The sequence below is a fragment of the Bartonella melophagi K-2C genome, assembly GCF_000278255.1.
GTDB lineage: Bacteria > Pseudomonadota > Alphaproteobacteria > Rhizobiales > Rhizobiaceae > Bartonella > Bartonella melophagi.
The window spans coordinates 195,607-210,245 of the sequence record NZ_JH725083.1; the positions used below are offsets into that span (position 1 = coordinate 195,607).

The window sequence follows — 14,639 nt, forward strand, 5'->3', positions numbered from 1 at the left end:
ATTAGACCTTTTGATAGGCTGTTTGAGTGTATGTTTCTAAATAACGTAAGATTGTAGAAGAAACTGCGGAAAATAATAAATAGAGTAAACACGCCACAAAATAAAAAAACATGGGTTTATTGGTAGCAGCAACTGCTAAATTAGTTTGTCGCATTAGATCGACCAGTGAAATAGTTGAAACAAGAGATGTATCTTTAAGCAAAGTGAGCCAAGTGTTGGAAAGCCCTGGTAAGGCATTGCGAGTAAGTTGAGGAAAGACAATCCGAAAAAATGTAGTAAAACACGAAAAACCTAAAGCTTTAGCTGCTTCATATTGACCTTTATCAAAAATTTTGAATGCTCCAAGCCAAACTTCACAAGAAAAAGCAGCAAAAACCATACTAAGTGCAAGAACACCAGCGGTAAAAGCGTTAATGCTAAATGTTGTTTCGATATAAAAATAGTCAAATATAGCTTGGATCAGATTTTGTAAACCGTGGTAAACAAGAAATAAGGTTAAAAGTTCTGGTAATCCACGGAATATTGATGAAAATAGAATAGCTATAACTTTAAATATCTTGATATTGGATTGAATCATCACTGCATTTAGGAGACCTAAAGGAAGTCCTAAAAGTACACTACATAAAGCTAATGACAGTGTTATTCCTGCACTAGAAAGTATAACCACGCCCCACCCCCCATTGCTAAGTGATAGCAACGCCAAATTTTCAATCATTTCCGCGCTCCTAATAAAGGTATGGATAATTATTTTCTGGAAGAATAAATAGCGGATTCAATTTCCATTTTTTAATAAATATCAACCTCGAAATATTTTTTTCTAATTTTATCATATGTTCCATCCATACGGATTTCCTTTATAGCTTCATTAAACTTGTTTTTAAGATCATCATTATTCTGGCGTATGCCAATAGCAATGGGCAGTTGTGTTCCTTCAATGCTTCCCAAAAGTCGGCAACATTCTTTCCCTTCATTTTCAAGCCAGCTTAATATTTGTAATTTATCAAGAATAACAACATCAAGGCGATGACTTAAAAGGTCACGATTTACTTCTATTGCTGTAGGATAGAGTTTAATATTCACTCCTTTAGAGGCATAATTATCTTCTGCATACATAGATTGTGTCGTATTTGATTGTACACCAAGATTTTTGCCTTTAAATGCTTCCGCTGAGATTTCTTTAATCTGTGAGTCTTTAGGAATAATTACAGCTAATGCTGTTCTATAGTAAGCATCTGTGAAGTCAATTTTTTGTAATCGCTCTTGTGTAGGAGCGAGGGATGCAATGATAGCATCATATTTTTTTGCAAGAAGACCGGGGATAATTCCATCAAAATCTTGAAGAATGATTGAGCATTCAACATTCATTTTTTCGCAAAGTGCATAAGATATATCAATATCAAACCCCTGAAGTTTATTGTTTGAATCAATATAACTAAAAGGGGGATAAGAACCTTCAGTTGCAATTTTTAGTGTTTTAGCATTCACCAATTGGGTAAATAGCGTTACACTTACCATAAGAATTATTGCTAATAATTTCATTATGTTCTCCCGTTGAATGTACAGCAAGATGTTAAAGCATTACATTTTTATAATCTGTAAACTCTATTAAGAGCAATGCAAAAATTTATTGGTATTTGCTTTGTTACGAGTATAAAATATTTATCATGAGAGTTTTTATTTTCTCTGTTAAATATCAGTGTGTTAAAATACATATTATAATAAATCTACTATGGTATAAATTGTTGATCTGAAGTAGTTAAAATCTGTTATTTTATGACGTAGAGCGAGTATGATTTCAACAATGGTATTATACTTTTGCAAAAAGATTTTTAATTAAAGTTTGGTAACTATTTCGGCCTTAATGCTGTTTAAGCAATTATGAAATTTTTAACATTCAAAAATAAAGCCTCAGTGAATTGAGGCTTTATTGGTTAGTTTTTTATTGTTTAAGTTTATCTCTCATTTAAAGAAACATATTTGCGTGCAGCACGACCTGTATAAAGTTGACGCGGACGTCCAATTTTTTGCGCTGGATCTTCAATCATTTCTTTCCATTGTGCAACCCAGCCGACACTACGTGCCAATGCAAAAAGAACAGTAAACATTTCGGTAGGAAAGCCTAAAGCTTTTAATGTAATTCCAGAATAGAAATCAACATTAGGATAGAGCTTTTTTTCAATAAAGTATTCATCACTCAAGGCAATTTTTTCAAGCTCCATAGCAATGTCAAGAAGTGGATCATCTTTAATATTTAGTTCTTTTAAAACTTCATGGCAGGTTTTTTGCATAAGTTTTGCACGTGGATCATAATTTTTATAAACTCTGTGGCCAAAGCCCATAAGACGGAAAGGATCATTTTTATCTTTTGCACGTGCGATAAATTCAGGAATTTTTTCAATAGAACCTATTTCTTGCAGCATTTTTAAGCATGCTTCATTAGCACCACCATGGGCTGGTCCCCAAAGGCACGCAACACCTGCTGCAATACACGCAAACGGATTTGCTCCTGATGAACCTGCCAGACGTACGGTTGATGTGGATGCATTTTGTTCATGATCTGCATGTAGAGTAAAGATTCGGTCCATAGCTCGCGCAAGAACTGGATTAACTTTGTACTCTTCACAAGGAACAGAAAAGCACATGTGGAGGAAATTTGCAGCATAACCAAGATCGTTACGTGGATAAACAAAAGGTTGTCCAATGCTGTATTTATAAGCCATAGCAGCAAGAGTTGGAACTTTTGCAATAAGACGAATAGAAGCGATCATTCTTTGTTTTGCATCTGTAATATCAATGGAGTCATGATAAAAAGCAGACATGGCTCCAAGACAAGCAACCATAACTGCCATAGGATGAGAATCACGACGGAATCCATGGAAAAAACGTGAAAATTGTTCATGCACCATTGTATGGTGCATAATCCGGCGGTCAAAATCAGCTTTTTCTTGTTTAGTTGGCAATTCACCGTAAAGCAAAAGATAACATACTTCGAGAAAGTCTCCGTTTTCAGCTAATTGGTCGATAGAGTAACCATGGTAAAGTAATACTCCTTCATCGCCATCAATATAAGTAATTTTTGATTCACAAGAAGCGGTTGAGGTAAACCCAGGATCATAAGTAAAACTATCAGTTTCTTTATAAAGAGAAGTAATTTCAATTACATCAGGCCCAATGGTTCCTTTATGCACTGGCAATTCTATTTTTTTATCATTTACGATAATATATGCTTTATTCTCAGACATTAAATATTCCTTTTAGATCCTTCATCTCTGAAGTTGAGATGCTGCTTTGTCGGATAAGGAGCTATATAGTTAAAGATTTTCCTACTTATATTAAGAATAGATTTACTCTAAAAGTTAGTTTATGCAATCTAAAAATATTTTTTATTTTCAGTTTTAATAAATATGTATTTCAATTTTTTAAGTTAAAAAATAATTTCATTTTGCACTAAGGCACTTGTACTTTCGATCTTTATTGTGTTCACTGTGTTTGTATTCATATGAATTAACATTCAGATGAAACAATTTGGTCATTAATGCGATTGAGAGATTCATCTTGTCCCAATAGAACAAGAACATCAAAAACCCCAGGGGATGATGCACATCCTGTGAGAGCTGCTCGCAGAGGTTGGGCAACATCTCCAAATTTGAGCTGTTGTGTTTGTGCATAGTTTCGAAGAGTTTCATCCAGCGTTTCTGAATTCCAATGAGAACACGTTTTTAAAGCAAGATAGACCCCTTTTAAAATAGTTCTACCATTTCCATTTAAGAGTGTTTTGGCTTTTTCATCGAGGGGTAACGGTCGTTGTGTAAAGATAAAGAAGGCACCATTAATGAGCTCAAGCAGCGTTTTCGAACGTTTTTTCAAATTTGGTATTGCAGTTAGAAATTGGACACGTCTGTGTTCATCAAGTTTTTTCATGATTTCTAAACCGCCTTCAATTTCTGGCAAAATACTAAGAGCTGCATCAAAAAGGCTTTGATCATTACTCATACGAATGTAATGCCCATTAATGGCATCTAGTTTTTTGAAATCAAAACGAGCAGCACCTTTGTTAATATCATTAATATCAAACCAAGAAATCATATCTTCTGTAGAGATAAGTTCATCATTGCCATGACTCCAGCCTAAACGAACAAGGTAATTACGTAAAGCATCAGGAAGGTATCCCATTGCTCGATAGGCATTAACACCTAATGCACCATGTCTCTTTGATAATTTTGCACCATTTTCACCATGAATAAGTGGGATATGCGCCATAATAGGGATATCCCATCCCATTGCATTGTAGATAATTGTTTGGCGGGCTGCATTCGTGAGATGATCGTCCCCACGAATAATATGTGTTATTTCCATATCATGATCATCAACAACAACAGCATGCATGTAGGTTGGGGTACCATCAGAACGTAAAATGATAAAGTCATCCAGATCTTTGTTAGGGAAACGAATATCCCCCTGAACGCGATCGTGTAAAATTGTTTCACCATCTTGTGGTGCTTTAATACGAATAACAGGCTTAATCCCTTTAGGAGCTTCAGATGCATCACGGTTGCGCCAACGCCCATCATAACGTGGTGGTCGGCCTTCTGCACGAGCAATTTCACGCATTTCAGCTAATTCTTCAGGTGAAGCATAACAATAATAAGCTTTGCCATCTTTGACTAATTGTTCAGCAATTTGACGATGGCGTTCTGCTCGTTCAAATTGTGAGATAGGAATTCCATCATAATTGAGTCCCATCCAATGCAAACCATCTATAATAGCTTTAACTGCTGCTTCTGTTGAGCGTTCTCGATCTGTATCTTCGATACGTAGAAGCATTTTGCCACCGTTATGTTTTGCATAAAGCCAGTTAAACAAAGCAGTGCGGGCGCTACCAATATGAAGAAAACCTGTGGGTGAGGGGGCAAAACGGGTGATAACAGGCACGGACATATCCTTTAATTAAGATGTTATTTCTGGGACTTTACTAAAAGATTATGTTAGCATAGCCAATAGGGTGTGCAATAGCCGCATTGCGAGTAAAGTGGGGATTTGCGGATGTTAGGTCCAAATAAAGTTAATGGTAGTCTATCAAGGAGAAGCTTCTCGAAAGAGAAAAATTTGGATCTAATACAACAGGACGATTTTTCTATTCGTAATAGTGTAGATAATATTATTTGTACTAGGCAAAGCATTTATTTACTCACATTTTTAAAAGAAAATATAATTATCTTCTGGAGGTGGTTGACAAACTGCATACAAAAGGAAATTTCTTTTGGACTGCCTTTCTTACTAATTTTAATATTTTTTTCCACAGGTGTTATTTTTTATTTCAATTTGGATAGAGAACCAAGTTGGAAGCCATTTATTATATTGATTAGTACATTTCTTGGAATGTTGTATATTTTACGCCGTTATCGAGGAATGTGGCTCATAACTGGTTTTTTATTTTGTGTTATATTGGGTGCTTTAGCAGCAAAGATAGAAACTTGGCGTATGTCTACAACAATGTTGGACAGCGATGTTTCCACCACATTAACAGGGAGAATTGTTTCTATAGAACCAATAGAAAAAGGAGGATTCCGTTTAAATGTAGATGTCTTAAACACAGAAAAACCAATGTTACGTCATGCACCTTATCGTGTTCGTTTAATAGCAAAACATTTGCCAGATGGATTAGCTTCCGGTGATGGATTATATGGGAAAGTAAGGCTTCGTGCTTTATCTGGGCCTGTACGTCCAGGAAGTTATGATTTTAGTTTCCATAATTATTTTAAAAGAATTGGTGCTCATGGAATTTATCTGGGAAAACCAATTAAGATATCAGTTACACACCCCGACACAATATTAGATAGAGTTTTGCAAAAAATTGAAAATTTACGGATGGTAATGACTCAACAAATCAATGCAGCAATTGGTGGAGAGGAAGGACAAATTGCTGCTGCTTTGATAACTGGGCAAAGGGGTGGTATTTCAAAGGATACCAATAATGCATTGCGTGTAGCTGGGTTAGCTCATATTTTGTCAATATCAGGTTTGCATATGGCTCTACTTAGTGGTATGGTTCTTATCGTTATTCGTAGTTTTTTAGCGCTTTTTCCTATTTTTTCATCTTATTATTCAGCTAAGAAATTTGCTGCTGTTGTTGCATTAATAATAACAGCTTTTTATTTGATGTTATCTGGCATGAATATAGCGGCGCAAAGAAGCTTTGTAATGGTTTCTGTTCTGTTGATTGCTGTATTATGTAATCGTTCTGCTGTGACAATGCGCAATTTCGCTATTGCTGGTTTGGTAACTGTAGCTACTATTCCGCATGCAATATTAAGTCCCAGTTTTCAAATGTCATTTTCTGCAACTGCAGCTTTGATTGCCGTTTTTGGTTGGTGGAGTGAAAGGCGATCTTCTTATACAGAAAGAACAACACCTTCTTATGTTGGAGGTGGAGTACTTCGTTTTATTTTCTCATCACTTATTTCAATCTGCGTATCTTCACTTATAGCAGGTTCTACAAGTGGAATTTACGCTGCTTACCATTTTGCAAATGTAGCACCACTTGGCATGATCAGTAATATTTTAGCTTTACCTATTGTCTTTATTTTTGTTATGCCCTTTGGGTTAATAGGAGCATTTGCAATGCTTGTGGGACTTGAATGGTTGCCACTACAGATTATGGGTTTTGGTATCTCTGTTGTAACAAAAATTGTTTATGCTGTAACAGTTATTTCTCCTGCTTTTCATCCTGGATTTATGCCATTATCTGCATTGGTTTTATTAAGTTTAGGCTTAGTAGGCCTTAGTTTTTTCAAAACACCTATCAGATTCTTTTTTAGTATTTTTATGTTTATAGGTATTTTTGTTTGTATGATGTACTCACCCGTGCAATTAATCATAGCAAATAATATGAGCCTTGTGGGAATCATTAATGAGAGAAAATTATATATTGATCGTTACTATGCTTCCAGGTTTACACTATCTGTATGGGCAAATTCATTCCACACACAAAGTACTATCAGACCAACAAAAAATGGTCCATCACTCAACGGGCAATTTATTTGTAGTGATAATATTTGTACAGCCTTTTTAGGAAATAAGTTAAAAATTGCTGTTTTACATGGGAAAATAGATCAGTGTATAATCGCAGATATTGTAATTGAAGCATCTACAATAAAAAAACAAACATGCGATAAGATCGCACCTATAACATTTACACTTCAACAATTACTATCACGAGGAAGTGTTATGATAACTAAAAGCGGAAATATTATTTGGTCTTCTAATGGGTTTCATAGACCTTGGAACATACATAGACAAAATTCTCAAAGACCATGGAGCGATCGTATCAAAAAAATATAACTCTATTTAGAAACTCTAAAATAAAGTTATATTTCAAAAACATTTTAACATAACAGCTAGTTTATGAAAAATACACTGAAGGCAAATTTTATTCTAACTCAGAAAAACTCACACTAAGCTGACTGTATCTTTCTTCTCCAATAGTGTTAAGAAGTTGAATCTGAGTTTCAAGAAAATCAATATGATTTTCTTCATCTTCAAGCAATTCATCGAATAACTTCTTTGAAACATGGTCAGAGAGCTTAGAACAAATCTCCCGCGACTTAAGATAAGATTCTCGAGCATCATACTCACTTTTAAGATCATATTCTAAAACTTCTCTAAGGTTTTTTCCAATACGCAATGGCGCAGGGAATTCGAGGTTAGGGTGCCCTTCAAGAAAAGTTACACGCTTAACAATTCTATCTACATGTTTCATTTCTTCTGTAGCTTCTTTACGTTCTATTTCAGCTAACTTTGTGTAACCCCAACTTTCTGTCAAGCAAGAATGCAACTGATATTGATTAACGGCACTAATCTCAAGAGCAAGGGCTTCATTGAGCTGCTTGATGATTTCTGGATGACCTTTCATGGTATTTAATTTCCCTATGTTGATTTCTTTAATGGGTGAACAAGACTAAAATAAGAGGGTGATGCATTATTCTGCCTAATTATGTTTACGAGAATAATTTTCTATTACCTTAATAATAATTTCTACAGTATTAGAAAAATAACCTCAACATTTCTTACATTACCTCATTAAAATTATATAATTTTTTATGAGCTGTAATCAATGACCAACATTCTTTTTAGAAAAGAAAAAGGACGATTTTTCATTATCTAACTGCTTAATTGCTGATAGTTTTGCAAGAATGTATGATCAATATAAATTTTAATAATGAAGATTGATGCTAAAATTGTTTACTAAATGAAGAAAATATAAACAAACTTCAAAGGAACTGTAGTTAATCATTGTATTCTATAGAGTGATATGTTTTGTTATAATAAACTGATGTTTTAAACAGAAAATGGCAAATGAGTCTGTGAGAATTAGGAAAACAGAGCGCTTTTTTGTTATTAATTCGTAATAAATAAAGTTAATTGGTAACAGGAAAAGTGATTCATGGATACTCAGAAATTAAAAAAAATGGCCGCTGCTAAAGCACTTGAGTTTGTTCAAAATGATATGTGCCTTGGTATAGGCGCTGGTTCTACAGTCAATGAATTTATTCGTCTACTTGGTGAACGTGTTGCAAATGGTCTGCGTGTGATTGGTGTTACCGCCTCTCATTATTCTGAACAATTATGTCTTAAATACGGAGTACCAGTCACTACTTTGGAACAAATATCTGAACTTGACCTTGATATTGATGGGGCTGATGAAATTGGTCCTGATATGACTTTAATTAAAGGGGGAGGGGGAGCATTATTGCGTGAAAAAATTATAGCGGCAGCATCTCGTACGATGCTTGTTATCGCAGATGAAACAAAAGTGGTAAAAACGCTTGGTTCCTTTGCACTGCCGGTTGAAGTCAATCAATTTGGTATGAGCGCTACACGCAAAGCAATTGAAAAAGTAGCTGATAATCTAGGGCTTTCAGGGGAAATTAGGTTACGAATGAATGGAGATATTCCTTTTAAAACAGATGAAGGCCATTTTATTCTTGATGCATTTTGGGGTCGCATTATGCACCCCAAAATATTATCAGATGCATTATTGGAGATTCCTGGTGTTGTTGAGCACGGTCTTTTTTTGGGTTTAGCTTCACGTGCAATTATAGCGATGGTAGATAGTACAATAAAAATTTTAGAACCATGTGATTTTTGAACGAAATATTTATATTGCTGAGGTATTGGTTATAATAAAAGGCTGTTAAAATTTTGAATAGAAATAATATAATTATGGAGTAATAATTGAAAATGAGAACTATATTTTCTCTCCAACGCTTTGTGGTATTGCTTGGTGTAGTTGCTATTTTTATTGTGAATATCGGAATGGTTTATGCACAAGATGTGAAAGCCCAACATTTAGATTCAGCAAGAAAGATGATCAAAGCCATTCACGCGACCAATCAATTTGATAATTTTTTACCAAGTGCTGCATATAACCTTAAAAATGAACTAATAAGTGGCGATCCAAATTTAGCAACAACTATTTCTGAAGTTGTTGATAAGCAAGCACTTACTTTGGCTAAACGACGTGCTGATTTGGAAGAAGAAATTGCTCATGTATACGTAAAACATTTTAGTCAGGAAGAACTAGATACAATTGCAGCATTTTATAATTCTGCTGCTGGTAAAAAGTTTTTAACAGAAGTTCCAAATGTTGCACGTGACTCTTATTCTGTCTTTGATAAGTGGCGTTCTACTGTCATGCAAGATCTTGTACAAAATGTAGAAAAAGAAATGGTTGAGATACTCGGTTTGAATAAACCTATTACTTCAGAACCTGATTCTTCAACGGATTCAAAATAGTTTTATTGGTAATATATATATAGTTATCAATATTTTTACTTACTAAAAGCGGCGGTTTTACCGTCGTTTTTAATGAAAATGAGCGCTTTTTAATATCGTATCTGTACAAAATTTTATTAAAGACAAAAAAGACTTTCATTCAGTGATAAAGATTAATAACCTGTACGGTATAAGTGTATGGGAAGGAATAATTTGTGGCATCTTTTGATTTTGATTTATTTGTTATTGGGAGCGGTTCTGGCGGTGTGCGTGCTGCTCGTCTCGCGGGAAGGCTTGGTAAGCGTGTAGCTATAGCAGAAGAATATCGCATAGGAGGTACTTGCGTTATTCGTGGTTGTGTCCCCAAAAAATTATTTGTTTATGCGTCAAAGTACGCACAAGAATTCAGTGATAGCGTTGGTTTTGGTTGGCAATGTACTGATCCAATTTTAAACTGGGAAAAATTAGTTGCGGCTAAAAATAAAGAAATATCAAGACTAGAAGAACTTTATCGAAGACAATTAAAAAATAATAATGTTCATATTTATGAAAGCCGTGCTGTTTTTGTTGACGATCATACATTAGAGCTTTCTGCAACAGGTGAGCGAGTAACAGCAGAAAAAATTTTAATCGCAACAGGGGCAAAAACTTTATCCAATACTGCAATAGGTAGCGATTTATGTCTTACTTCTAATGAGATTTTTGATCTTAAAGAGTTACCAAAATCAATAATAATCGTTGGTGGGGGGTATATTGGTGTTGAATTTGCTAATATTTTTCATGGATTAGGTGTAAAAATAATATTGCTCCATCATGGTGATTTAATTCTTCGTAATTTTGATCATGATTTGCGGCAGTTATTAAGTGATGCAATGATTGAAAAGGGGATTTCTATTGTCTATGGGGCAACAGTCTCTCAAGTTAAAACCAACGGTAATGGCTATGATGCTATTTTGTCAGATGGACAAACTATCAGTGTTGATCAGGTTATGTTTGCTACGGGGCGTGTACCAAATACTGTAGGTTTAGGGCTTCAGCGGGCAGGGGTTAAGTTTGATGAAATTGGTGCAGTTATTGTTGATGAAAAAATGACCACCAATATACCCCATATTTGGGCTGTTGGTGATGTGACTGGTCGTCGTCAATTAACACCTGTCGCTATCCATGAGGCAATGTGTTTTATTAAAACCGCATTTAAGAATACTCCAACTATACCTGATTATGATTTAATTGCGACAGCTGTTTTTTCACAACCGGAGATTGGGACAGTTGGTCTTTCAGAAGAGGATGCAATACACTGTTATAAACGTGTTGAAATTTATCGTACGTTATTTAGTCCTATGCGCAATACTCTTTCTGGTAATTCAGAAAAAATGTTTATGAAACTTGTTGTTGATGGTGAAAGCCGTATCGTTGTTGGTGCACATATTTTAGGCGAAGGCGCTGGTGAGATGGCGCAACTTATTGGAATTTCTCTCAAAGGAAAACTGACAAAAGATATATTTGATGAAACTATGGCAGTCCATCCAACGGCAGCAGAAGAACTGGTAACGATGTATGAACCAAATTATATATATGAAAATGGAAAGAAGTTAGAAGACTAAACGTTGGGTACTATGGTGAACTAACTTAAGGCTTTTGTGCTATAATCTGCATGGAGGGGCTTTAGAGAGAGTTACGATGGTAAAAAAATGGACACCTGGATCTTGGAGAGAAAGGCCAATTAAGCAAGTTCCAACTTATCCAGATCAATCTCTATTAGCAAATATTGAAGATGAGCTGTGCAGATATCCTCCTTTAGTTTTTGCTGGTGAAATTCATGATTTGAAAGATAAATTAGCAGTAGTAACTAAAGGTCAGGCTTTTTTGTTACAAGGTGGTGATTGTGCAGAGAGCTTTGCAGAATATGAGGCTAATAATATCCGTAATTTTTTTCGTGTGTTTTTGCAAATGGCGATTGTTTTAACTTTTGGCAATTCTAAGCCAGTTGTTAAAATTGGTCGTATTGCTGGTCAATTTGCAAAGCCACGCTCTTGCGATATGGAAAGCAAAGGTAAAGATAAGCTTCCTGCTTATCGGGGTGATATTATTAATAGCATTGAATTTGACAAAAATTCTCGTATTCCTGATCCGCGACGAATGTTAATGGTCTATCGTCAATCGGCTGCAACGCTTAATTTGTTACGTATTTTTTCACAAGGTGGCTATGCTAACTTAGAAAATGTTCATAAATGGATGTTGAGTTTTATTTCCAATAGCCCACAAGGTGAACGTTATGAATTGTTGGCAAAACGTATTTCTGAAATAATAGATTTTATGCGTTCAATAGGAATTACGGCCAAAGCAAATTCTTCATTGTACACAACGTCTTTTTATACAAGCCACGAAGCACTTTTGCTTAACTATGAAGAACCTTTAACACGAATTGATTCAAGTTCTGGAAATTGGTATGCGACATCTAGCCATATGTTATGGATAGGTGATCGTACACGCCAACTTGATCATGCACATGTTGAATATTGCCGCGGTATTAAAAATCCTATTGGATTAAAATGTGGTCCTTCTATTGATCCTGGTGAGCTTTTGAGGTTAGTTGATATTCTTAATCCTAAGAATGAGCCAGGTAGGCTTACTCTCATTGTACGTTTTGGTTATGATAAGATTGAGAATTATCTTCCTAGACTCATTCGTGTAATTGAGCGTGAGAGACGCAATGTTTTATGGTCTTGTGATCCAATGCATGGCAATACAATTATGGCGAATGGTTATAAAACTCGCCCCTTTGATCATATTTTAAAAGAAGTTGAAAGTTTTTTTTCGATACATCAGAGGGAAGGAACTTATCCAGGTGGCATTCATATTGAAATGACTGGTCGTGATGTGACTGAATGTACAGGTGGTGCACATACTATTTCAGTAGAAGATCTTTCTGATCGCTATCATACTCATTGTGATCCAAGATTAAATGCGAATCAGGCATTAGAATTAGCTTTTTTTGTAGCTGAACTTCTTAAAAAGAGTTGTGATGCTAGTTCATTAACGGTTGAGTCAAATACGTAAAGAGGAAAATCACTTAGCATAATTTATAATTAATGCTTTTCTATTTGTGAAATTAAACGCTTTTTAAGAAAAGGAATGCTTTGGTGATTGAAACTAAGTTATAGTCACACTAAATTAATTTAATGACACAACAACTTATAGAAAATGATTTTCGGATTGCAGTTGCCCAATTAAATCCTGTTATCGGTGATGTTGAAGGAAATTTTGCTCTCGCAATAATGGCACATCAGAAAGCTCAAGAACAAGCTGCTGATCTTGTATTATTAACTGAGCTTTTTATAAGTGCTTATCCACCGGAAGACCTTGTGCTTAAGCCTGCTTTTATAAAGGCATGTGAAAATGCTGTGCAGAAATTAGCAAAAGTAACAAAAAATGGACCAGGTATTGTTATTGGTGTTCCGCTAAGACGTGATGATGCTATTTATAACGGTGTTATGCTCCTTAACGATGGGCAAATAGTTGCTGAACGCTTAAAGTTTGATTTGCCTAATTATGCAGAATTTGACGAAAAGCGTGTATTTTCTTCTGATTCGTGTCTTGAGCCTATTATTTACCGTGGAGTAACACTCGGGATTGTGATCTGTGAAGATATTTGGAGTGATTCTTCTATTTGTGCACAGCTTAGCAATAAAGGAGCGGAGATTATTCTTGTTCCTAATGGATCTCCTTATAAGCGTCATAAAACACTCAAACGTTTAGATGTTGTTCGGGCGCAAGCTATCCAATCGTGTGTGCCAATTATTTATGCTAATCAAGTTGGTGGTCAAGATGAGTTAGTTTTTGATGGAGGATCTTTTGCATTGAATGGACAAGGCAAAATGGCATTTCAGATGAAGCATTTTGAGAGCCATATTGCTTTAAGTCACTGGCAACGACAATCTATCGGATGGCAATGTATTTCTGGTCCTAATGAAGAACTTTTAAGCGGACTAGCTGCTGATTATCAAGCTTGTGTTTTAGGTTTAAGAGATTATGTTAACAAAAACTGTTTTCAAGATGTTATTCTTGGCCTTTCAGGGGGTATTGATTCAGCACTTTGCGCAACAATGGCAGTAGATGCTCTTGGCGCTGAACGAGTTCGCACTGTAATGATGCCTTATCATTATACTTCACAAGAATCGTTGAAAGATTCTGAAGATTGCGCGCGTTTTTTAGGGTGTCATTACGAGGTTATACCAATTATTCAACCTGTTGAGGGCTTTTTAAATGCACTAGCACCTGTTTTTTCACAGTTGAAGTCTGATCTTACAGAAGAAAATCTTCAAAGTCGTACACGTGGAACTATTTTAATGGCTCTTTCGAATAAATTTGGTTCAATGGTGATTACAACAGGTAATAAGTCAGAAATGGCAGTTGGATATGCAACACTTTACGGTGATATGAACGGTGGTTTTAATCCTATTAAAGATATTTATAAAATGCAGGTCTATGCATTGGCGAAATGGCGTAATAAAAATCACTTGCAGAATTTATTAGGAGCAAAAGGAGTTGTTATTCCATCTAATATTATCATGAAAGCACCTTCCGCGGAGTTACGGGAAAATCAGAAAGATGAAGACTCTCTTCCTCCTTATCCTATTTTAGATGATATTTTACAATCTCTTGTAGAAGATGACATGAGTGTTAGTGAGATTGTTCAATGTGGGCATTTACGAGAAACGGTTGAGAAAATTGAACACTTGCTTTATTTAGCTGAATATAAAAGGCGACAGTCCGCACCTGGTGTAAAAATCAGTTCTAAAAGCTTCGGACGTGACCGTCGTTATCCTATTATCAATCGGTTTCGCGATAAAAGTTGAGCATTG

General features: G+C 35.4%; 11 protein-coding genes. 6 read left to right on the plus strand and 5 right to left on the minus strand.

The features are described from left to right. Nucleotide 1 precedes the first annotated feature (1 nt). The 4 genes from ME3_RS04895 to gltX all read right to left on the minus strand — a co-directional run bounded on the left by ME3_RS04895 (nucleotide 2) and on the right by gltX (nucleotide 4,932). The gene (locus ME3_RS04895) at nucleotides 2-715 is read right to left on the minus strand and encodes an ABC transporter permease (RefSeq protein WP_007477639.1); all 714 of its coding nucleotides are present in this window, start codon (nucleotides 713-715) and stop codon (nucleotides 2-4) included. Between the two features lie 71 nt (nucleotides 716-786). Then, nucleotides 787-1,539, minus strand: coding sequence for a transporter substrate-binding domain-containing protein (locus ME3_RS04900; RefSeq protein ID WP_007477642.1), 753 nt, complete (start codon nucleotides 1,537-1,539; stop codon nucleotides 787-789). 413 nt (nucleotides 1,540-1,952) lie between these two features. Further along, on the minus strand, nucleotides 1,953-3,242 hold the full coding sequence (gene gltA, locus ME3_RS04905) for a citrate synthase (protein ID WP_007477644.1): 1,290 nt from the start codon (nucleotides 3,240-3,242) through the stop codon (nucleotides 1,953-1,955). Between the two features lie 262 nt (nucleotides 3,243-3,504). Then, nucleotides 3,505-4,932, minus strand: a complete 1,428-nt coding sequence (gene gltX / locus ME3_RS04910) for a glutamate--tRNA ligase (RefSeq protein ID WP_007477646.1) — start codon at nucleotides 4,930-4,932, stop codon at nucleotides 3,505-3,507. Nucleotides 4,933-5,043: 111 nt separating this feature from the next. Here gltX and ME3_RS04915 point away from each other — a divergent pair, with 111 nt between their 5' ends. Continuing rightward, a complete protein-coding gene (locus tag ME3_RS04915) occupies nucleotides 5,044-7,341 on the plus strand; it encodes a ComEC/Rec2 family competence protein (protein ID WP_007477648.1) in 2,298 nt (765 codons plus the stop codon). Nucleotides 7,342-7,429: 88 nt separating this feature from the next. Here ME3_RS04915 and bfr read toward each other — a convergent pair whose 3' ends face one another. Next, entirely contained in the window at nucleotides 7,430-7,912 is a 483-nt protein-coding gene (bfr, locus tag ME3_RS04920; protein ID WP_007477650.1) for a bacterioferritin, read from the minus strand. A 531-nt stretch (nucleotides 7,913-8,443) separates the two neighbouring features. On the opposite strand from bfr, the gene rpiA reads away from it, so the two are divergent. From rpiA to ME3_RS04945, 5 genes are all read left to right on the plus strand, one after another. After that, nucleotides 8,444-9,148, plus strand: coding sequence for a ribose-5-phosphate isomerase RpiA (gene rpiA, locus ME3_RS04925; protein WP_007477652.1), 705 nt, complete (start codon nucleotides 8,444-8,446; stop codon nucleotides 9,146-9,148). A gap of 92 nt (nucleotides 9,149-9,240) precedes the next feature. Further along, entirely contained in the window at nucleotides 9,241-9,795 is a 555-nt protein-coding gene (locus ME3_RS04930; protein ID WP_007477653.1) for a DUF2059 domain-containing protein, read from the plus strand. Between the two features lie 194 nt (nucleotides 9,796-9,989). Beyond that, on the plus strand, nucleotides 9,990-11,378 hold the full coding sequence (gene gor / locus ME3_RS04935) for a glutathione-disulfide reductase (protein WP_007477655.1): 1,389 nt from the start codon (nucleotides 9,990-9,992) through the stop codon (nucleotides 11,376-11,378). A gap of 76 nt (nucleotides 11,379-11,454) precedes the next feature. Next, entirely contained in the window at nucleotides 11,455-12,834 is a 1,380-nt protein-coding gene (locus tag ME3_RS04940) for a class II 3-deoxy-7-phosphoheptulonate synthase (RefSeq protein WP_007477656.1), read from the plus strand. A 122-nt stretch (nucleotides 12,835-12,956) separates the two neighbouring features. After that, nucleotides 12,957-14,633 carry an NAD+ synthase gene (locus ME3_RS04945; protein ID WP_007477657.1) on the plus strand — a complete coding sequence of 559 codons (1,677 nt, stop codon included), beginning with the start codon at nucleotides 12,957-12,959 and terminating at the stop codon, nucleotides 14,631-14,633. Nucleotides 14,634-14,639 lie beyond the last annotated feature (6 nt).